The 21,287-nt window shown below is 35.4% G+C and carries 25 protein-coding genes; 23 read left to right on the plus strand and 2 right to left on the minus strand.

Annotated elements, in window-relative coordinates:
• Nucleotides 1-34 precede the first annotated feature (34 nt).
• The 10 genes from H3T43_RS05205 (at nt 35) to H3T43_RS05250 (ending at nt 9,339) form a co-directional block, all read left to right on the plus strand.
• Complete coding sequence (locus H3T43_RS05205) at nt 35-796, plus strand: sulfite exporter TauE/SafE family protein (protein ID WP_198213095.1); 762 nt, start codon at nt 35-37, stop codon at nt 794-796.
• A gap of 33 nt (nt 797-829) precedes the next feature.
• Entirely contained in the window at nt 830-1,510 is a 681-nt protein-coding gene (locus H3T43_RS05210; RefSeq protein ID WP_198213097.1) for a histidine phosphatase family protein, read from the plus strand.
• A gap of 54 nt (nt 1,511-1,564) precedes the next feature.
• Complete coding sequence (locus H3T43_RS05215; protein ID WP_034980365.1) at nt 1,565-2,452, plus strand: cation diffusion facilitator family transporter; 888 nt, start codon at nt 1,565-1,567, stop codon at nt 2,450-2,452.
• A 17-nt stretch (nt 2,453-2,469) separates the two neighbouring features.
• A complete protein-coding gene (locus H3T43_RS05220; RefSeq protein WP_198213099.1) occupies nt 2,470-2,646 on the plus strand; it encodes a hypothetical protein in 177 nt (58 codons plus the stop codon).
• 1 nt (nt 2,647) lies between these two features.
• The gene (locus H3T43_RS05225) at nt 2,648-3,328 is read left to right on the plus strand and encodes a 2,3-diphosphoglycerate-dependent phosphoglycerate mutase (RefSeq protein ID WP_198213101.1); all 681 of its coding nucleotides are present in this window, start codon (nt 2,648-2,650) and stop codon (nt 3,326-3,328) included.
• Nucleotides 3,329-3,412: 84 nt separating this feature from the next.
• Nucleotides 3,413-4,348, plus strand: coding sequence for an AAA family ATPase (locus H3T43_RS05230; protein WP_034980362.1), 936 nt, complete (start codon nt 3,413-3,415; stop codon nt 4,346-4,348).
• Nucleotides 4,349-4,485: 137 nt separating this feature from the next.
• Nucleotides 4,486-5,652, plus strand: coding sequence for a galactokinase (locus tag H3T43_RS05235; RefSeq protein ID WP_198213103.1), 1,167 nt, complete (start codon nt 4,486-4,488; stop codon nt 5,650-5,652).
• A 13-nt stretch (nt 5,653-5,665) separates the two neighbouring features.
• The gene (gene galT, locus H3T43_RS05240) at nt 5,666-7,144 is read left to right on the plus strand and encodes a UDP-glucose--hexose-1-phosphate uridylyltransferase (RefSeq protein WP_198213105.1); all 1,479 of its coding nucleotides are present in this window, start codon (nt 5,666-5,668) and stop codon (nt 7,142-7,144) included.
• Nucleotides 7,145-7,315: 171 nt separating this feature from the next.
• Entirely contained in the window at nt 7,316-8,143 is an 828-nt protein-coding gene (locus H3T43_RS05245; protein ID WP_198213107.1) for a hypothetical protein, read from the plus strand.
• Between the two features lie 596 nt (nt 8,144-8,739).
• Entirely contained in the window at nt 8,740-9,339 is a 600-nt protein-coding gene (locus tag H3T43_RS05250; RefSeq protein ID WP_198213109.1) for an ATP-binding cassette domain-containing protein, read from the plus strand.
• A gap of 97 nt (nt 9,340-9,436) precedes the next feature.
• Here H3T43_RS05250 and pepC read toward each other — a convergent pair whose 3' ends face one another.
• Both pepC and H3T43_RS05260 read right to left on the minus strand, forming a co-directional pair.
• Nucleotides 9,437-10,783, minus strand: coding sequence for an aminopeptidase C (gene pepC, locus H3T43_RS05255; RefSeq protein ID WP_034980352.1), 1,347 nt, complete (start codon nt 10,781-10,783; stop codon nt 9,437-9,439).
• 128 nt (nt 10,784-10,911) lie between these two features.
• Nucleotides 10,912-11,226, minus strand: coding sequence for a hypothetical protein (locus H3T43_RS05260; RefSeq protein ID WP_198213111.1), 315 nt, complete (start codon nt 11,224-11,226; stop codon nt 10,912-10,914).
• Nucleotides 11,227-11,334: 108 nt separating this feature from the next.
• Here H3T43_RS05260 and H3T43_RS05265 point away from each other — a divergent pair, with 108 nt between their 5' ends.
• The 13 genes from H3T43_RS05265 to rplA all read left to right on the plus strand — a co-directional run bounded on the left by H3T43_RS05265 (nt 11,335) and on the right by rplA (nt 21,155).
• Entirely contained in the window at nt 11,335-11,886 is a 552-nt protein-coding gene (locus tag H3T43_RS05265) for a hypothetical protein (protein WP_034980349.1), read from the plus strand.
• Nucleotides 11,887-13,263 carry a DNA repair protein RadA gene (radA, locus tag H3T43_RS05270; RefSeq protein ID WP_034980348.1) on the plus strand — a complete coding sequence of 459 codons (1,377 nt, stop codon included), beginning with the start codon at nt 11,887-11,889 and terminating at the stop codon, nt 13,261-13,263.
• 74 nt (nt 13,264-13,337) lie between these two features.
• On the plus strand, nt 13,338-14,837 hold the full coding sequence (gltX, locus tag H3T43_RS05275) for a glutamate--tRNA ligase (protein ID WP_198213113.1): 1,500 nt from the start codon (nt 13,338-13,340) through the stop codon (nt 14,835-14,837).
• A 174-nt stretch (nt 14,838-15,011) separates the two neighbouring features.
• Nucleotides 15,012-16,436: a cysteine--tRNA ligase gene (cysS, locus tag H3T43_RS05280; RefSeq protein WP_198213115.1), complete on the plus strand. Its 1,425-nt coding sequence runs from the start codon at nt 15,012-15,014 to the stop codon at nt 16,434-16,436.
• 10 nt (nt 16,437-16,446) lie between these two features.
• Nucleotides 16,447-16,872, plus strand: coding sequence for a Mini-ribonuclease 3 (locus H3T43_RS05285; RefSeq protein WP_232350284.1), 426 nt, complete (start codon nt 16,447-16,449; stop codon nt 16,870-16,872).
• Nucleotides 16,859-17,614, plus strand: coding sequence for a 23S rRNA (guanosine(2251)-2'-O)-methyltransferase RlmB (gene rlmB / locus H3T43_RS05290; protein ID WP_198213119.1), 756 nt, complete (start codon nt 16,859-16,861; stop codon nt 17,612-17,614). Before H3T43_RS05285 ends, rlmB begins: the two co-directional genes overlap by 14 nt.
• Before the next feature lie 209 nt (nt 17,615-17,823).
• Nucleotides 17,824-18,399: a sigma-70 family RNA polymerase sigma factor gene (locus tag H3T43_RS05295; protein WP_198213121.1), complete on the plus strand. Its 576-nt coding sequence runs from the start codon at nt 17,824-17,826 to the stop codon at nt 18,397-18,399.
• Between the two features lie 72 nt (nt 18,400-18,471).
• Nucleotides 18,472-18,690, plus strand: coding sequence for a hypothetical protein (locus H3T43_RS05300; protein WP_034980340.1), 219 nt, complete (start codon nt 18,472-18,474; stop codon nt 18,688-18,690).
• Nucleotides 18,691-18,868: 178 nt separating this feature from the next.
• Nucleotides 18,869-19,018: a 50S ribosomal protein L33 gene (rpmG, locus tag H3T43_RS05305; RefSeq protein WP_081945356.1), complete on the plus strand. Its 150-nt coding sequence runs from the start codon at nt 18,869-18,871 to the stop codon at nt 19,016-19,018.
• A gap of 2 nt (nt 19,019-19,020) precedes the next feature.
• Entirely contained in the window at nt 19,021-19,191 is a 171-nt protein-coding gene (gene secE / locus H3T43_RS05310) for a preprotein translocase subunit SecE (protein WP_034980339.1), read from the plus strand.
• 100 nt (nt 19,192-19,291) lie between these two features.
• Entirely contained in the window at nt 19,292-19,840 is a 549-nt protein-coding gene (gene nusG / locus H3T43_RS05315; protein ID WP_034980337.1) for a transcription termination/antitermination protein NusG, read from the plus strand.
• Between the two features lie 126 nt (nt 19,841-19,966).
• On the plus strand, nt 19,967-20,392 hold the full coding sequence (rplK, locus tag H3T43_RS05320; protein ID WP_034980336.1) for a 50S ribosomal protein L11: 426 nt from the start codon (nt 19,967-19,969) through the stop codon (nt 20,390-20,392).
• A 70-nt stretch (nt 20,393-20,462) separates the two neighbouring features.
• Nucleotides 20,463-21,155 carry a 50S ribosomal protein L1 gene (gene rplA / locus H3T43_RS05325; RefSeq protein WP_045928405.1) on the plus strand — a complete coding sequence of 231 codons (693 nt, stop codon included), beginning with the start codon at nt 20,463-20,465 and terminating at the stop codon, nt 21,153-21,155.
• Nucleotides 21,156-21,287: the final 132 nt, after the last annotated feature.

Raw genomic sequence — 21,287 nt, forward strand, 5'->3', positions numbered from 1 at the left:
ATAGAAATTAACTTTTAAAAGGGAGTTAATTTGAATGGCATCTATTTTTTCACTGATTTTTATATTAATAGGGGGCGTAGCCAGCGGTTTGTTGTCGTCAGTGGCTTCAATGGCTTCTCTTGCTTCATATCCGGTATTACTAGCAGTTGGTATTCCACCGGTTTATGCCAATGTCACAAATGATGCCGCCTTGATTTGGACTAGTATTGGTTCGACTATTTCTTCAACAAAGGAGCTTAAGGGACATTGGCACCAAGTGGCCTTTTACTCTATATTTACTATTGTAGGTTCTTTAATTGGATGTCGTTTATTGTTAGCTTTTCCATCTAGTGTTTTTGAAAAAGTGGTACCAATTTTTATTGCTGGCTCGGGTGTTATGGTAATTATTTCAGGTAAGCATCATAGTTTAGAACCGCATAAAAGACCACTTTGGCAGGAAATTTTTTATATTGCTGCATTATTAGGGATGGGTGTTTACACCGGTTATTTTGGAGCCGCTGGTGGTGTAATTGTGCTAGTTTTATTAACTTATATTACTGATGAAAAGTTTATAGTTGTCAATGCAATTAAAAACGTCATCTGTGGACTAGCGAATCTTGTTGCTCTAATAGTTTTTATTTTTACTTCTCGAATATACTGGATGCAGGCAATTCCTCTTGCTATTGGGATGTTTATTGGCGGTTATTTAGGAATGGATATTTTGCGTAAAGTTCCTGCTAAATATGTGCGTATCTTTATTGCAGCACTAGCATTTATTCAGGCTGGGTATTTCTTTTATAAGGCATATATGTTATAGTTTAAAGCACGTTAAATGAAAGGAGAATGCAAATTGGCAACAGAAATTTATATTGTCCGTCATGGCGAAACAATGTTTAACCAGCTAAACAAAGTTCAGGGATGGTGTGATTCTCCGCTGACAGTCAAGGGCATTAATGACCTAAAGGTAACTGCAAATGCCTTGAGCCAAGTTCATTTTGACAACATGTATTCTTCTGATTTGAAGCGCGCGATTGATACGGTTCATTTAATGAAGGACGCTAACCAGGTTTCAGAAATTGGCAAGATTAAAAAATTGCCTGAGTTTCGGGAAGTGTTTTTTGGTTCTTTCGAAGGTGATGATATAGAGGAAACCTGGAATGAAGTTGCACTGGCAGCAGGAGTTGGACCGCAAACAGATGTAACCAAAATTATCAATCAGGTTGGAATTTATGAATTTCGTGAGGCTACAAAAAAGGCCGATCCGCGTCATTTGGCAGAGAATAAAAAAGAGCTGGATGAACGGATGGTAAGGGCGATTGACGTTCTCCATGAGCTGACTAAAAATGAAAAAAGAGTTTTAATAGTTTCTCATGGCGATTTTATCAAAACCTTAGCCATTAAGTATTGGAACCAGAGTGATGGTCTCCATGATATTATTTTTCCTAATAACGGTAGTGTCACTCGGGGAATTCTTCGTGATAACGGTAACTTTGAAATTGTAGATTATAATGTAAATGCTGAAGATATGTAAAGTCCTGCTTAAAAGTAGGGCTTTTTTTATCTTTATTGCTTGAAAGGAAAAAATATGAAAGATCATACTACAAAAAAATTTGCCTATGTAACTGCACTTAATGTTGTTATTACAGTTGCAGAATTTATTGGTGGTTTCGTATCAGGTTCTTTATCTTTATTATCTGATGCGGTACACAATCTTAGCGATGTCGGTGCAATAATTATTTCGTTTGTGGCACATATCATTAGCAACAGACGCAGTAATAAGCGAAAAACTTTTGGCTATGACAGGGCTGAAACTTTGGCTGCCTTTACCAACGGTATAATTCTAATTTTAATTAGTATTGTTTTATTTGTGGAAGCTATTGAAAGATTTTGGAAACCAACAAAAATCAGTGGCGGCATAATGCTAGTTGTTGCAATTATTGGTTTGATTTCAAATGTAGTTTCAATGTTGGTAATGCATCAAGGTGGACAGCAAAATCTAAATGTGCGATCCACTTTTATGCATATGCTAAGTGATGCTCTTTCCAGCGTAGCAGTTGTAATTGGTGCAATTTTTATTTATTATTGGAACATTAGCTGGATTGATCCGGTGATGACTTTATTAGTGTCGGTCTTCGTTTTTCACGAAGCTTGTGAAATAACAGAAAAGGCGGCAAATGTGCTAATGGAATCTAATCCTGACATCGATCTGGATGAAGTTAATAAGATAGTTTTATCTTTTCCTGAAATAAAAAATATTCATCATGTACATGTGTGGCGTTATAGCGATCGTTATGTCATGCTTGATGCACACGTCAATGTTGATGCTGATTTAACAGCTGGTAAATTTGAATTTTTAACGCAACAAATTAGTGCAAAATTACAAAAATTAGGAATTAACCATATTAATTTTCAAGCAGAATGTGAACGAGGAAAAAATGATAAAATGATTGTAAATGATCGTAATCAAGAGTAATCAGGAGAAAATTAAGGTTGAAAGTTAGTATTTTTACTGCCGTTATTGTTTTAATAGTAGGCTTATATGATATTGCTTATGCTTATAATAGACGCTATCGTAATCATAATCACGGAGTAACTCCTTTTATGATATTGGGAATCATTTTTACAATTAGCGGCTTAGCTTTAATAATTATGCAATGGGTGAGATAAAATGGTCAAATTAGTGCTTTTAAGACACGGTGAAAGTACCGCTAATAAAGCCAATGTCTACACGGGTTGGAATGATGTTGCCCTAACTGATAAGGGTCGAAAGCAGGCTGAAAAAGCTGGCAATTTGATTAAGAGTATTACCGATTTTCACCCTACTCATATTCACACATCGGTATTAATGAGGGCAATTATTACAGCTAATATAGTTGCAGATATTTGTAATTTTTTATATTTGCCCATTACTAAAACTTGGCGTTTGAATGAAAGGCACTATGGCAATTTACGGGGCATTAATAAAGACGAATCGCGTAAAATTTTTGGTAAAGAACAAGTGCTGGAGTGGCGGCGTGGATTCTATGCGATTCCACCTGAAGGTAAAAAAGTAACATCCAGACGTTATGCTGATTTTGATCCGCACTTTTTGCCGCAAAGTGAAAGTCTTTACCAAACACAAAAGCGAGTTATGCCTTATTACTATGACAATGTAGCTAGCAGATTAAAAAAAGGGGAAGATCAATTAATCGTTGCTCATGGTTCCAGTTTACGAGCATTAATTAAAGAATTAGAAAGTATTGATGATCAAGAAATTATTAATCTTGAAGTTCCAAATGCACAGCCAATAGTTTATATATTTGATCAGCAAATGAATATTGTTGACAAAAAGATTTTACGTTGCTTTTAGTTCTTAGTAAGGTTTTCTACAAATGTATGTTAAAATCTATTACGATATCATTTAAAATTTACATTCTTAGTTTGGAGTAGAGGCATGCGTAAAATATTTTTATTACGAGGCGCACCCGGCTCCGGTAAATCTTCATTTATTTCTCGTCATCACTTACAGCCATATGCAATTAGTCGTGATCAAATTAGATTGTTGCTGGCGAATTTAACCTATTATTATGAAGAAGATACCGATTGCTTACATCAAGTAATTCCGCGTTATGCAAATGAGCAAACGGAAAAAGTGGTGGATTACCTCGTTGAAGAAAAAATGAAACGTGGCGAAACGGTTATTGTAGATAGTACGCATATCTTTGCGGAGAATATTGAGCATTATCAACCATGGGTCGAACGTTATCGCTATGAATTGTTTGTTGTCGATTTAATGTACCATAAGAGTTTGCGTAGTTTATTAAATCGCAATGAAGTTCGCAGACAATATGATTGGGTAAAGCCTAATGTAATTAGGGAAATGTTTTTATCTTATCAAGATAATCTGGATGTGCCGGAATGGGCTCACGTTATTAATCCCAATCAATTAGGAAGAGCACTTTCACAAAAAGAAAGCAATTTGGATCATTTTGCTCATGTGATTGCAATTCCTGACCATGTGACTGAAGAAAATTTTCCTCATGTACATATTTCGAATTTCTATTTTTCATTTAATGATTTATTTACTGAAAAGTATGGCACCTACCGCAATGTAGTTACAATTGGGAAAACCAAAGAAGAGGTTGTTAACGACTTTCGGTTGCCATTTTTTGTTTTTAAATTTCATCACAAACATTTTTTAATTTCGGCTTTTCCGATTCGAAATGAAATGCTTGATCCGATTAAAAAAGTTAAAAGTGTGTGGTCATATTCTACGGGACTGGCTAATCCGGCTGATTTTTTAGAGCCATTTCCGCAAAGTCACCCGGAACATGTACATCAATTTAATTTATGCAAGTTGCATCCAGATAGACTATTACATATTTGGTAATAACTATAAAAAGAGTTTCATTCTTATGAAACTCTTTTAGTTTTCTTATGCTTTTTATTGCCATTGCTGATAATAAAAAAAGAAGTATAATATGATTATTGACTTTTGATAGCGCTTTTAAAAAGGAACAGATAAAAATGAAAATCAACGAAATTAGGACAGAATTTGCTAATATTTATCATGAAAATCCAACTAGGTGTTACTTTTCTCCTGGGAGAATAAATTTAATTGGTGAGCATACTGACTATAATGGTGGCCATGTTTTCCCTTGCGCAATTTCTTTAGGAATCTATGGTGCAGCTAGTCCCCGAACTGATGAAAAGTTTTGTTTTTATTCTGCTAATTTTGAAAAAATGGGAGTAGTTGAAATTGATTTACATCAGATAAAATTTGTAAAGGAAGATTCTTGGACAAACTATGCTAAAGGAATGCTTCACTTTATGCTTGAAAATGGTGCAAGAATTGATCATGGTCTTAACATTTATATTAATGGCAATATTCCTGATGGAGCAGGTTTATCCTCTTCTGCTGCATTAGAAATGTTAATTGGCATTTTATTGCAGGATCAATTCCACCTGTCTTTTACTAAATTGGAAATTGTTAAAATGGGAGTTAAGACCGAAAATGAATTTATTGGTGTTAACTCGGGCATTATGGATCAATATGCTGTGGCAATGAGTAAAAAGGATCATGCCATTTTGCTTGATACTGAAAAGGTGGAGTCTGAGCTGGTACCCCTTGACTTGAAAGATAATGTTATCGTTATTATGAACACTAACAAGAAGCGAACCTTAGCGGACTCAAAATACAATGAGCGCAGAGCAGAATGTGAAAAGGGATTGCAATTTTTGCAACAAAAGCTTTCAATCCAGTCTTTAGGCGAATTAAATAATCTGATGTTTGATGAAAACAGCTATTTGTTGCCTAGTGAAAATTTGCTTAAACGCTGTCGACATGCTGTTTGGGAAAATGAGCGCACATTAAATGCTAAAAAGGCACTCGTAAATGGAAATCTAATCGAATTTGGCCAGTTAATGAATGCCTCACATATTTCTTTAGAATACGATTATGAAGTTACTGGTAAAGAACTCGATACTTTAGTTCATACAGCTTGGAAGCAACATGGTGTCTTAGGTGCGAGAATGACTGGTGCCGGTTTTGGCGGTTGCGCCATTGCATTAGTTGCAAAAAACAAGGTTGCTGCTTTTAAAAAGAATGTTGCAGATACCTATCAAAAACAAATAGGCTATTTGCCCTCTTTTTATATTGCAGAAACAGCTGATGGCACAAAAGTACTAAAATGATCGGAAAGTTAAGATGAGTGAAAATAATTTAGTTGAGAAATTTATTACACTAATAATCGCACAAAGCGAATTCACAGAATTAGATCGGATATACTTACGCAATAGAATATTGGCTCTTGTTGGCGATGATGCAATAAAAGTTAAAACTAACAAAAAAGATCTTTTAGACCTTAAAGACGAATTGGTTAAAGTTGCTCAAATAACAGGTAAATGCGCTAAAGCTAATTCAGCGGAAGACATTTTAGGTGCACAGCTGTTAAATTTCATTGTGCCTAGACCTAGTATAGTGAACCAGAAATTTTGGAGTACTTATAAAGAATCACCCCAAAAAGCGATAGCTAATTTTTATCAATTGAGTAAAAACAGCGATTATATCAAGACTCGAGCTATTGCAAAAAACATTTATTTTGTCGCTGAAAGCGAGTATGGCGATCTTGAAATTACAATTAATCTTTCCAAGCCGGAGAAGGATCCAAAGGATATTGCAGCTGCTAAAAATAATCCGGCTGTCTCTTATCCGCAATGTCAATTGTGCATGGAAAATGAAGGTTATTTGGGTCAAGTAAATTATCCCGCTCGCACAAATCACCGTATCATTCGTTTTGAGTTGGGAAATGAAACTTGGGGTTTTCAATATTCACCATACGCCTATTTTAATGAACACTGTATTTTCTTGTCACCAAAACATGAAAAGATGGTAATCAATGAACAAACTTTTGCTAATTTACTGGAAATAGTCAGCAAATTTCCTGGTTACTTTGTTGGTAGCAATGCGGATTTGCCGATTGTAGGTGGTTCAATCTTGTCTCACGAACATTACCAGGGTGGAAAGCATCTCTTTCCTATGGAAAAAGCACCAGTGGTAAAAACACTTAATTTTAGTGGATTTAATGATGTAGAAGCAGGTATTGTTAAGTGGCCCATGTCAGTTATCCGGCTAAGAAGTCAAAATCAAAAAAGTTTGGTAAAACTAGCAGATAAAATTTTTACAATTTGGCAAAGTTATAGTGATGAAAAAGTTGCTGTTAGAGCGTTTACTGCTAATATGCCTCATCATACAATTACTCCAATTGCTCGCTTACATGGTCATATTTATGAACTTGATTTAGTTCTCAGAGATAATCAGACATCGGCTAAGTATCCTGATGGTATTTTCCATCCTCACTCTGATGTGCAGCATATTAAAAAAGAAAATATCGGTTTAATTGAAGTAATGGGATTAGCAATTTTTCCACCGCGATTGAAACCTGAATTACTTGAGGTAAAAAAGTTTTTGCTTGATCAGCCTAACAATATTGCACAAATGCATCTTGACTGGGCTAAGAAAATTAAAAGAAAGTATGAAATAACCAGTGAAAATGCAGATCAGATTTTGCAAAAGGAATTGGGTCTCATTTTTACTCGTGTCTTAGAAGATGCAGGAGTTTTCAAGCAAACCGCTGATGGCAAAGCAGCCTTTATGCGTTTTGTTAAGGAGGTCGGGCTAAATTAAGTTTTGGATTTTGTTTAAAAGTTCCATATGAGCGAAAAGCAAAAATAAGACATTTCCAATAAAAAATAAGTTAATTTTTTGTAACTTTCTTTTTTAGCACACCATTTATTTGATAATTGATGTTATACCTTATATAGTATTCAAAGATATATTAATATGAGGATGGTGCCAATGCTAAGCCGAACCAAAAAATTTATTCTGATTATTTTAATTATTTATCTTCTCTTAACTACCTGGCAAATTGTCTTGGCTTTTAAAGATGGGGCTGGATTAATACCATTAAACGGCAAAGCGGTTGACATTTCTGTTATGCTTTTCTTTTCCATTCAGCCGAATGGCTGGAATGAAAATATCATAAATTTAGTTATGATGCTAGCATTCGTTCCCACTTTTGGAGCTGGTCTCCTAATCTATTGTAAAAATAATAATATGTTCGGTGCTGTTCAACAAAGAATTGGCTATCATGATTTTATAAAAGGTGGAATTATTAATTCCTTTATTGTTGGATTTCTATTTTCTTTGATGACTAATCTCTACCAGTTAGCATTGATTAGAGTATTTTATTATCCATTTTTCTTTAAAATTAAACCCAGAAAATTATATATTGGTGCCAGACCAGGATATTTTTCTACTAACCAACTGATCGATTTATTTTCGTATGTTATATTAGCTGCTGTTGGTTGGGGTATTTTTGCTGTTTTTATTTTCAGCATTGGACTTTTTGTATCAAAAAATAGTATTTATCTAATCTTAGGTCCGTGCGTGGGTTTAGGTTTGACTTTATTGTCAGTCTTAATGTCAATGGGCAATAAATTTTTGCTCTTTGTCTCGTATTCGTGGTTTCCATTTGCTGTACTTGCACCGGGTCAGTTTGCGTTAGCCTCGCGTTTGCCACCGATTAATTCATATTTACTTTTTATGACGGTGGCACTGATTTATCTTTTATTTGCTGCTTGCCTGATTCAACTTTGGCGGAAGAAAAAAAGAAGGCTGGGCTGATTATGCGTTTAAAGCGAATACAACGCAAGCTTGTTTTAACCGGTTTTCTCATATTTTTTATAGGATTAACAGGTAGCATTATCCTGATAAAAACAGGTTTGCCAGAAACTATGGAATTGCCAAATGAATACCTCAATTTTCATTTGGTATCTTTATATTTGCAACCAGCGATCTTCTTGTTACTTTATAAAAAGATACTTACTTTTCGCAACATTAATGTGTTTATAACGGTGAGAAGAAAGAGAAGGTGGATGATATTTCATTTAATAGTACTGGCTGCAATTTATTGCTTATTATTTGTATTAGGATTATTTGTACCTTATTTTTTAACTAGTTACCCTTTATTTAAATTTGGCAACCCTATTTTGGGCACAGAACTCATAATACTGCATGTATTTGTTTTTTTACTTCTACTTTGGTTGCTAGTCGGAGGCTACAACTGGCATAGGCCATACTTATTATTGTTTATAGTCATAATTATAGATTTAATTTACCATTACTATATAGAGAAAAACATTTTGATTAGTTATAGTCCTTTGTATGACGAATTATATAGGGCTATTCATGAAATTTATGGTGGCTTTTAAGGAGAAATAATGTTAGAGCTTAAGCAAATAAAAAAATCTTTCGGTCAGAAGCTGGTTTTAAAAAACGTATCTTTGCTAGCTAAGCCAGGAGAGCTGATTCATATCTCTGGTATTAATGGTTCTGGAAAGTCCACTATTTTTAAAATTATTACCGGTTTATTAGAGGCAGACAGTGGTGAAATTAGGCTGGATAAAAATGATATTGTTGGGGCACTAATTGAAAATCCTGATTTTTTAGAATATGAATCGGCAATGACCAATCTTCATTTTCTGGCTAATCTTAATAAACGGTTTAATGAAAAAGAAGTCAGAGGATTACTAAGATATTTTATGCTTGATCCAGATGATCCAGAACCTATTGCTAAGTACTCTGTTGGCATGAGACAAAAGGTTGGTATCATTCAAGCTGTGATGGAAAACCAAAATATCATTTTGCTGGATGAACCAACTCGTGGAATTGATCAGGAGAGTATTAACTTATTTGTAACCATGTTGAAAAAATTAAAACAGCAAAATAAAATCGTTGTAGTTGCTAGCCATGATCAAATTAATGAACTTAAATATGATCGTCGATTCATATTGCATCATGGAATACTGCAAGACGAATAAAATAGCTTTAAATATTTGTTCAAACTAATAAAAACAGCATTGAGAAAATTCCTCAATGCTGTTTTATATTTTAACTAATTTTATATAACTAATAATTTTACTTAAATGCTAATGCGCCCATTGGATCCCAAGGTAATAATTGAATTGGGTCTTTAGCACCTTCATCAAAAGCTTTCTTTAAGTCATCAGGCAAGAATTTCTTGTTGATAACTGCTTGGTAAACAAAACTGTCAAACCAGGAATCGCTCATTACAAAGTAACCTTTAAAACCAGGCTTTTCTCCCCAAGAGTTTTCAATCTTCCATTTAGTAGGCTTGTCATCAACTAAGTCAACACCAGTGATAACCATAGCGTGATCCATCATGCTTTCACTGGAATCAAGCATATCTGCTTTTGACATTGAAAAGTCAACGTCAAATAGCTCATCGCGCTTGTAAATATCTGTATCTAGCAGGCCAAGTTGTCTTTCTGAATCCTTACCAACATTTGAACCAAACCAAACAACTTCTCCAGCTTTAAGTTGTTTAATAATCAAATCTTTCATTTCAGAAATTTTGACGTTAAGATGGCGAACTTGCCGACCACCAACAACATTACCCAAGTACTCAACGGAAAAAACTTTATGATATGGTTTATCATCTGTAGGTGAATTAATGATTGAAACGTGATCTTCCAAATTCATGCCTACGAATTTATCAAAGAACTCCTTAGGCGTAATTCCTGCTTCACGGTGATAATTACCATCATCATCTTTATATTCAAAGTCAAATTTCTTTGGCGGAACTCCTAATGAAATAGCCAAAATGCGGAAGACTTCGTTTAAAAAGTCATTCTTGCGTTGCTCAACTTCATCTTCTGACTTGCCGGCGTTAACTAAATTGCGTAATTCTAAGCCATCTTTACGCAAAAGGGTATTCAAAGTATCATTTAAAGCACTTGAATTATTGGAATTAGCTGTTTCTGGATAAACTGACTTAGGTACGATTCCATATTTCTCTACTAGTCCACAAAGCATGTCCCATTGACCACCGTCTTGTTGTGGTGTAGCAAACAAGAAGCTAACTTTACGGTCACCGAGTGGTTTCTTGGCTGAAGCAATCACATTTTCAAAGAAAAAGTTTGATTTTTCAAATTTATCCCAGAAATTAGTGTAATTTTGTGATAATTCAAAATCCTTAATCTTATATTCCTTTTGGATTGGGTGGCGCATAGTATTCAATGCAGAAAACATCCAGCAACGACCGGACTGCTTTTGATCAGCAGGCTTGCCAGTATCAATTTCTACTGAAAAGGTTGGCGTTAAATCAATCTTAGATTGCAAGTTTTGACTAGCTTTATAGATGCCATTTTCTTGGGCGGCATGACTCGCAATATTAATACCAGAGTGATTCGCTAAATCTTTTGTGAAATCATCAATGGCTGCACTTGTAATTTCTTTTGTCATATTAAATAGATCCTCCTTAAACAAATTAATACTATTTTAGCTTATCCGACTGAAGTAGTCTATCTCTGAAAATTTAATTATTGTTAAAAAAGTATTTGTTTTTACCTTACTTATTTAATCTTTCAATACTAAATAGAACCGTTTTTTGGACTTGGTTTGTGATACCAAATTGATTCAAAATCTGGATGCTCATTAAAGTAATTAATAACTAAAGGATCAAGTGGCCAAACGGGCAGATGAGATTTTTGAGCAATAAACATTACTATTTTCATTTGATCATGTAAAATCTTTTTGCTATCCATTTTGGGATTGACGAAGAAGTGATTCATAATCCAAACTGTAGCATCTTTACGCTCGATTTTGTCCATTGTCCAACTATAAACCATTTCCCCATTATCATCGTCTTCGCGAAAAAATTGGTGGGGATCATCTACATTAAACATTTATTCTCCCTTCAAAAGTAAAAATTTTACGTACCTAATTATATAAGATTTCAGATAATGTCTGCAATTTAATGTAAAATAGTGTTTAAAAGTTTTAAAGGAGATAACATGGAAAAGATTCGGGGCTTTGAGATTGTATCTAAATATAAAAATAAAAATGTTACTTTACCAAGAAGACAAACGATTGCTAGTGCAGGCTATGACTTAGCTGCAGCAAAAGATGTATTAATTCCAAGTATTTGGAGGCTTAATTTTGTCCGTATTTTTAGGCTGATCCGTAATGGTCATCAACTATACGAACAAGATTATGAAATGGCTGAACACGTCCTTAAACCTTTTTTAATTCCCACAGGAGTGAAAGCATATATGCCTGAAGATGAAGTATTATTGCTGGCAAATCGGTCATCAAATACTTTTAAAAGGAATCTTGCACTTCCAAATGGGGTCGGTGTCATTGATTCCGATTATTATAATAATGATGCTAATGAAGGCGAGATCTTTGTTCAATTAATTAACTATGGGGTGAGACCTATTCAGATTCATCAAGGTGACCGAATCGGTCAGGGGATTTTTATTCATTATTTAAAAACTGATAATGATGTGCCTATTGACAGACAAAGAATAAATGGCTTTGGTTCAACAAACAAGAAGGGAAGCTAAATGGCAAAACTAAAAACAAAGTATAAATGTCGTTCTTGTGGTTACATTTCTGCTAGTTATTTAGGGCGCTGTCCCAATTGCGGCGCTTGGAATCAGTTTGAAAAAGAAACTGAAGCAGTGCAAAACCGTTCAACTAAAGGCAGTCCCAGCAGGCTTATCAAGAAAACTGGAATTAGTGAACCGGTTAAATTGGAAAATGTTAAAGCAGAAAAAGAAGAACGTGTACAAACCAGTATGGAAGAGCTTAACAGAGTTTTAGGAGGGGGTATTGTTCCAGGTTCATTAGTCTTGATTGGAGGAGACCCTGGCATTGGCAAATCAACTTTAATGTTGCAAATCATGAGCGAATTGGCTAATCAATATAAAGTGCTGTATGTTTCGGGGGAAGAATCAGCCAATCAGATTAAGCTACGGGCTGACCGTTTAGGACTGCCAGCTAATGATATGATGCTTTATCCAGAAACAGACATGGAAGACATTCGCCAACAAATTTCCGACTTAGAGCCGGATTTTGTTGTCATTGACTCAATTCAGACAATGAATGAACCAAGCTTAGACTCAATGACAGGATCAGCTTCACAGGTAAGAGAAGTTACTAGTGAACTAATGAAAATTGCCAAAATGGATGCTATTACCGTTTTTGTTATTGGCCATGTTACAAAAGAAGGTGCGATTGCCGGTCCCAAAATACTAGAACACATGGTAGATACTGTTCTTTATTTTGAGGGTGATGAACACCATGCCTACCGTATTTTACATTCTGTGAAAAACAGATTTGGCGCTGCCAATGAAATAGGCATGTTTGAAATGGTTAATAAAGGTTTAAAAGAAGTTACTAATCCTTCAGCTATATTTTTAGATGAACGCCTGCCAAAATCAACTGGATCGGCAATTGTTGTCTCTCTTGAAGGAACAAGACCTATTTTGGCAGAAATTCAGGCTTTGGTTACGCCTACGGCTTTTGGTTATGCCAAAAGAACTACTTCGGGCATTGATTATAATCGGGCGGGATTATTGCTGGCTGTTCTAGAAAAACGAGGCAACTTGATGTTGCAAAATCAGGATGTATATTTAACAGCTACTGGTGGAATTCGACTGAACGAACCAGCAGTTGACTTAGCCGTTGTCATGGCTATCGCATCCAGTTATAAAAATCAGGAAATTTTGCCAACTGATTGTTTTGTTGGTGAAGTTGGTTTAACTGGTGAGGTACGACGTGTTAATCAAATAGATGCGCGAATTAAAGAAGCTGCTAAAACTGGGTTTAAGCGTATTTTTATCCCGAAACACAATATGCGTGCAAGTCTAAAGAACGCTGGAATTGAAGTTATCCCCGTTTCAAGTATTCCGCAAGCCTTAAAACTAGTTTTAGGCTAACGAACATTGAACTTTTTTTCTATTACGCGTAAACTTAAATTGTTTATATTTACTTTTTGAAAGAGGCATGAATTTTGGCTAAACAAAAAATTCGGGTAAGATATGCCCCAAGTCCAACAGGGCACTTACATATTGGAAATGCACGAACTGCGCTATTTAATTATTTATTTGCGCGTCATAATAAAGGAACTTTTGTCTTAAGAATTGAGGATACCGATCAGAAGCGTAATGTTGAAGGCGGTTCAGAGTCGCAAATGGAAAACTTGCACTGGCTTGGTATTGATTGGGATGAAGGTCCTGACAAGGGTGGCGATTATGGTCCATATCGTCAATCTGAACGAAAAGACATCTATAATAAATACATTAAGCAGCTAGTTGATGAGGGTAAAGCTTATTACTCTTATAAAACTGAAGAAGAATTAGAAGAACAACGTGAAGAACAGCGTGCAATGGGCATTGCACCTCACTACACGTATGAATATGAGGGAATGACAGCAGATGAAATTGCTGAAAAGCAAGAGCAGGCAAAGGCAAAGGGCTTAAAACCGGTTGTTCGTATTCATATTCCTGAAATGGAAACATATTCTTGGGATGATATTGTCAAGGGGCATCTTAGTTTTGAGTCTGATACCATCGGTGGTGATTTTGTCATTCAAAAGCGCGATGGCATGCCTACTTACAACTTTGCAGTGGTAATTGATGATCACCTGATGAAAATTACTCACGTTTTGCGTGGAGATGATCACGTTTCAAACACGCCTAAACAATTAGCAGTTTATGAGGCTCTTGGCTGGGAGCCGCCAAAATTTGGTCACATGACTTTAATTATTAATTCTGAAACTGGTAAAAAACTTTCAAAGCGTGATGAATCTGTTTTACAATTCATTGAGCAATACAGAGACCTTGGCTATCTGCCTGATGCAATGTTTAACTTTATTACATTATTAGGCTGGTCTCCAGTTGGTGAAAGCGAGATTTTCAGCCAACGTGAGTTAATTAAGCAATTTGATCCGGCAAGATTATCTAATTCTCCTGCTGCTTTTGATCAGAAGAAGTTGGAGTGGATTAACAACCAGTATATTAAAAAGGCTGATCGTGATACTCTCTTAGACTTGGCACTTAATAATTTGCAGGAGGCAGGTTTAGTTGAAAAAGATCCAAATCCAGAAAAAATGGAGTGGGTCAGACAGTTGGTTAACATCTATTCTGTTCAAATGTCATATACAAAGCAGATTGTTGACCTGGCAAAAATTTTCTTTAATGCTCCTAAAGACTTAAGTGAAAAAGAAATTGAAGAAATTCGCAAAGATGAGGCTAGACCGGTAATTGAAGAATTTAAGAAGCAAATTGATTTGATACCACGGTTTACTGCTCCTCAAATAATGAATGCTGTGCAAGCAACTCGTAAAGCAACAGGAATTAAAGGTAGACGCTTGTTCATGCCAATTAGAATTGCTACTACCAGATCAATGGTGGGACCAGGAATTGGTGAAGCTATGGAGCTTCTAGGCAAAAATAGAGTGTTAGAACATTTAGATTTAACTCTGAAACAAATGAGTGAAAACGACCTATAGTTATTAAAACAGCGTATTATTCTAGTATTAATAAGAGTAATACGCTGTTTTAACTTGCAGTTAGGCAGAATCTGATTATGGCAAAAAACAAGATAGCAAACTTTTCGTTGAAAAAATTGATTAAGGTTTCTGGTAAAATTAAGATATAGAATTTAGAAAGGTCAGTTAGCCACAGTGAAAATTTATAACACTTTAACTAATACTAAAGAAAAATTTAAGCCGATAACCCCAGGTCAGGTAACAATGTATGTTTGTGGACCAACGGTATATAATTACATTCACATTGGTAATGCCAGGAGCGTTATTGCCTTTGACACCATTAGGCGCTATCTAGAATTTCGCGATTTTAGGGTAAATTTTGTGTCTAATTTTACTGACGTAGACGATAAAATGATCGCTGAGGCTAAAGCTGAAAATGTCACTGTGCCTGTATTAGCTGAGCGCTACATTAAAGCATATCGTGAAGACATTGCAGCTTTAAACGTTAAGCCGGCAACCAAAAATCCGCGTGCAACTCACGAAATCAACGAAATTATTAAATTTATCCAAAAGCTGATTTCTAAGGGGTATGCTTATGAGTCAGATGGTGATGTTTATTATCGTACCAGAAAATTTAAAAATTATGGTGCTCTTAGTAGCCAAAATATTGCAGAGCTTGAGGAGGGTGCTTCTGAGCATGTTAATGAAGAAGAACAAAAACGTAAAGAAGACCCAATAGATTTTGCTTTATGGAAAAAGCAAAAGGAACCTGATGAAATAGCTTGGGATTCTCCTTGGGGCAAAGGTCGGCCTGGCTGGCATATTGAATGTTCAGTTATGGCTACAAAATATTTAGGTGAAACAATTGATATTCATGGTGGTGGTCAAGATTTGGAATTTCCTCATCATGAAAATGAAATTGCTCAAAGTGAAGCAGCAACAGGCAAACCGTTTGTTCACTATTGGATGCATAATGGCTTTGTTACAGTTGGAGCAGATGCAGAAAAAATGTCCAAGTCATTGCATAATTTTGTAACTGTACATGATTTGTTGCAAAAAATTGATCCACAAGTCTTGCGCTTCTTTATGGCCAGTGTTCAGTACAGAAGGCAAATTAATTATTCGACTGATAATTTAAAACAAGCGCAAATTATTTTGCAGAGGTTTAAAAATACTCTTAACAATCTTAAATATCGACTTAAGGATGGATCAACAAGCCAAAAGTCAGAAACTTTAGTCAATAAAATTCAAGACACTCAGCACAAATTTATTAATGCCATGGATGATGATTTTAATGTTCAGAATGCTTTAACTGCCATTTACGATTTATTACCTGAAATAAATGCTAATATTAATGCTAAAAATGCAGATAAAGATGCGCTTAACAATTCTCTAGAATTGTTGACAAAGTGGTTAGCTATTTTTGGAATAGATGCTCAAAAATTAATTAATACTGATGATCGAAATGATGATAAGCAGATCCAAGAGCTAATTAATAAGCGTGAAGAAGCACGTAAAAACAAAGATTGGGCACAAAGCGATGCTCTACGCGATGAACTTAAGCAAATGGGTGTTACAGTTGAAGATACACCACAAGGAACAAGGTGGCTACGTGAATAAAACTCTAAAAATGACAGAAAGTGATGTTAATCCGGATACTCTAAATGGGCAAACATTAGCTTATCTAGGTGATGCTGTTTATGAAATTTTTATCAGGCGACATTTAATTAAATGCGGTATTGTTAAACCCCAAGTCTTGCAAAGAAGAGCTACTTATTATGTGTCGGCCAAAGCGCAAGCAGCATTAATTACCAAACTTCAGGAAGAAAATTTGCTTTCTGAAGATGAAGTAGCGACTTTTCATCGCGGTCGCAATTCAAAAACCTATACTAAAGCAAAAAATACCAGTTTGGCTACTTATCAGTTATCTACAGGTTTTGAAGCTGTTTGGGGTTACTTAGAACTGTTAAACAAAAAAGATCGTATAAAGCAGCTAACAGAATGGTGTATTAAAACTATTGAAAATGGGGGCATAGAGAAGTATGACTTCAAATGACAAAGACTTTGTTTTTGGCAGGCATGCGGGACTGGATTATTTAAAAACTCAAGATGCTGATCATATTAACAAAATATTTTTACAGCAGGGCATAAAAGAAAGTTTTGCCAATCAAGTATTTACCTTGGCTAAACAGAAGGGGTTGATTATCCAAACAGTACCTAAAAACAAACTTGATAAATTAGTTCAAGGTGAAAATCATCAAGGATTAGTTTTAACAGTTGCTAGTTTTGAATATGCTGATCTGAATCAACTGCTGGATCAATTTGACCACAATAATGAAGAACCGTTTTTGCTAATGCTTGATTCAATTGAAGATCCACATAATTTAGGTTCTATTTTAAGAACAGCCGATGCTACGGGAGTAGATGGAATTATAATTCCTAAAAGAAGAGCTACCGGATTGACTTCCGTTGTTGCTAAAACTTCAACGGGAGCAATTGATTATGTGCCAGTAGCAAGAGTAAATAATCTGGTTCAAACTGCGAAAATATTAAAAAAGCGTGGCTATTGGCTTTTTGGTACTGATATGAAAGGAACAGATTATCGGCAGTGGAACAGTAATGGCAAAACCGTTTTAGTAATCGGTAATGAAGGTAAAGGAATTTCACGCCTGCTTAAAGAGCAGATGGACCAAATGCTGACATTGCCAATGGTCGGCCATGTACAATCGCTTAATGCCAGTGTTGCAACTGGTGTTTTACTTTATCAGATGCTTAACAGTCGAAACCCTCTTAAATAGTTTTTCTTACACTCTGATTAATCAGAGTGTATTTTTATGTCTAAAAATGTCCTGTTCTTTTTTTTATTTAATGCGGTTTCAACAAATTTGGCTTTTTGTTTTTGCCGAACTAACAGTAAAAAATAGTTGCTGAGTTTGAACTTAGGTTCGATTTTTGAGGTTTATTAGTTACTGTATTCTTCAATAAAAATTTAAATAGGAGAAGTGGAATGAAGAATACTGAAGTAAATATTAAAAGTGAGGCGGAACTTATTAGACAAATAAAAAATGGTGAGGATGAAGCTATATTAGATTTGTGTTTTCTTTATAAACCATTGATTAACAAAGTGAAGAATTTGTATCACGTTCGCTATTATGACAGTCAAGATTGGGAACAAGATGCAATGATTATTTGTCATGCTTCCGCAATAAGTTTTGACTTAAATAAAGGAAAATTTGGCAGTTATTTTAAAACACGTTTGATTAACCATGCACGTTCACTCGTAAGGTATGATAATGCCTATCGCCGGCAGGCTTTGAAGCAATCCGTTTCGTTAGAAACAGCTAAGAAAAACAATTTATTGCCTTTAGATAAATCATTTGTTTCTATACCGGAAATTCCTTTAAGTGAGAATATTGCAATTTTAACAGGCAGGTTGTCTCATTTGGAGACCAATGCATTATTAATAGGACTTGGCGTAATAGAACAAAAAGAAGTTATCCAAAAATTAAAAATTAGTAAATTAACCTTATCAAGAGCGCGTTCACGACTCGTGCAGAAAATGCGTCAAACACTCCTCAATTAGTATTTTTGTAGTTGACATCTGGAAATTGCGGTATAATGGGTCTTGTAGAATAAATTTTAGGAGGTAGTTAAGATGGCTGATGAAGTTATGAAGACTGCATTGTTAGATCGTCACATGAAAGAAGTTTTTGACTGGAGTGATTCAGATCTTCCAGTTAGAGATGCCCTTTGGGATTATTTTATGGAAAAGAATGGCAGAGATACCATTAAAACGGAAGAAGCTATGCTTCCATTCCTGAAAGACTCTGATGATAAAATCGAATCCTTCGTTAATGAAAATCTTAAGAAGTAAATCCGACTAATACAATGTTCTACGCACTGTGGTCACGCATTTGTTTGGCTACTACAAAGGCAGTTGCTTGAATGGGCAACTGCTTTTGTTTTGTAATAATTAAGTTTGCAAATAATTATTAAATTAATTGCTTAAGTTAGCCATTTTTGCTAAAATACAATAGTTTGGAAGTGAGATTATGGCAGTGAAAAAAGCATCATTAGCTTGCAGCATCTGCGGCTCTCGTAATTACTCAATCGCTGCAAGTAAGAATCGCACTCAGCGACTAGAATTAAAAAAATTTTGTAAACACTGTGGTAAAATGACGTTACATAAAGAAACGAGGTAATTATGGTTAAATTCTTTAAGAGTGTAGTTGAGGAAATGAAGCTGGTTACTTGGCCAACAGCAAAACAAAACCGTCACGACACCGGAATCGTAATTGTTTCTTCAATTTTGTTTGCTGCATATTTAGGGCTACTTGATCTGTTGTTGACTAATGTTACACAGATAGTTATGTAATAGCACAGTTTTTTAATTTGTGATACAATAATATTAATTAGAAAGTCCTCTGGAGCAGAGGCTTTTTTGTTTGCCAAAAATATAAGGAGAATACGTAATAATGGTAGAAACTACTAAAAAGCAATGGTATGTCCTTCATACTTATTCAGGTTATGAAGACAAGGTTAAATCAGACTTGCTGTCGCGAGCTCAAAGTATGGGGATGCAAGACTATATTTTTCGAGTAATGGTTCCTGAACAGGAAAAGATTGAAAAGGTAAATAACAAGAAAAAAGAAGTCGAAGAAAAGATCTTCCCAGGTTATGTTTTAGTTGAAATGGTAATGACTGATGAAAGCTGGTTTGTTGTGCGGAACACACCAAATGTAACTGGATTTGTTGGTTCGCATGGTGGTGGTTCTAAGCCATCCCCACTTTTAGAAGACGAGGTTAACAGGCTTTTACGTCAACAAGGCGAACCTGCTAAAAGACCGCAAATTGACTTTGAAATTGGTGAAACTGTTACGATCATTGATGGAGCCTTTAACGGTGTTGAAGGAAAAATTACTGAAATTCAACCTGATAAATATAAATTGTTTGTTTCCGTTGACATGTTTGGTCGTGCTACCACAACTGAGCTTGATTATGATCAAGTAAAGAAAATTAGTTAGTAATAAGTCATTTATTGCAAAATTACTAAATCGATGATAATATATTAAAGTACTTTTATTATTGTGGGAGGAAAAGTAGGTAACTTTTCCATTTTAACCACGCACGGAATCAAGGAGGTTTTGACCGTGGCAAAGAAAGTTATAAATGTTGTTAAATTACAAATACCAGCTGGTGCTGCAACACCTGCTCCTCCAGTTGGTCCAGCTTTAGGTCAAGCTGGTATTAACATTGTTGGCTTTACTAAGGACTTCAATGCTAGAACTGCTGACCAAAAGGGCATGATTATTCCTGTAGTCATCACAGTATACGAAGATCGTTCATTCGAATTCGTAACTAAGACTCCACCAGCTCCAGTACTTTTGAAGCAGGCTGCTAAAATTGACAAGGCATCCGGTGAACCAAACACCAAGAAAGTTGGTAAGGTTACCAAGGATCAAGTTAAGGAAATTGCTGAAACTAAGATGAAGGACCTTAACGCTGCTGATGTCGAAGCTGCTATGCGGATGATCGAAGGTACTGCTAGAAGCATGGGTATCGAAGTCGAAGACTAATCCTGTTATTTATAACAATTTAGGTGGGAGAGCTTTAGCTCGCTTGACCACATATTAAGGAGGAAATCACATGCCAAAGCATGGTAAAAAATATTTAGAAGCTGCTAAAAAAGTAGATTCAAAGAAATTATATTCAGTTGCTGAAGCAATGAAGTTAGTTAAAGAAACTTCATACGCAGGCTTTGATGCTTCAGTTGAAGTTTCATACAATTTGAGCGTTGATCCTAAACAAGCAGACCAACAAATTCGTGGCTCACTGGTTTTGCCTAATGGTACTGGTAAGACACAAAAAGTTATTGTATTTGCTGAGGGTCCTCAAGCTGAACAAGCTAAGGCTGCTGGTGCTGATGAAGTTGGTTCTGACGACTTAGTTGAAAAAGTACAGAACGGTTACTTAGACTTTGATGTCGTTGTTGCTACACCAACAATGATGGCAAAAGTTGGTCGTTTAGGTCGTGTACTTGGACCTAAAGGCTTAATGCCAAACCCTAAGACTGGTACCGTTACAATGGATATTGAAAAAGCCGTTAAGAACGTAAAAGCTGGTCAAGTTGAATACCGTGTTGACCGTCAAGCTGCTATTCATGCTGCTATTGGTAAAGTTTCATTTACTGATGAGCAATTAATTGAAAACTTTGATGCATTGCGTGACGTTATTTTACGTGCGCGTCCATCTGCTGCTAAAGGTCAATACATTAAGAGTGTTGCTGTAGCTGCGACCTTTGGACCTGGGATTAAACTTGATCCATTAAATCTGGACTAAAATTGAACAATTAATTAAAGCAACTTTGCCGATTAAGCAGGTTGCTTTTTTTATCTATTTACGAGTATTTATGATTGGTCAAAGGTAAAAGTTTTGATAAACTAGAGCTAAATTTTATTTGTTTAATTGAGG

It is taken from the genome of Lactobacillus sp. M0396, assembly GCF_016101625.1.
GTDB classification, from domain to species: Bacteria; Bacillota; Bacilli; order Lactobacillales; family Lactobacillaceae; genus Lactobacillus; species Lactobacillus huangpiensis.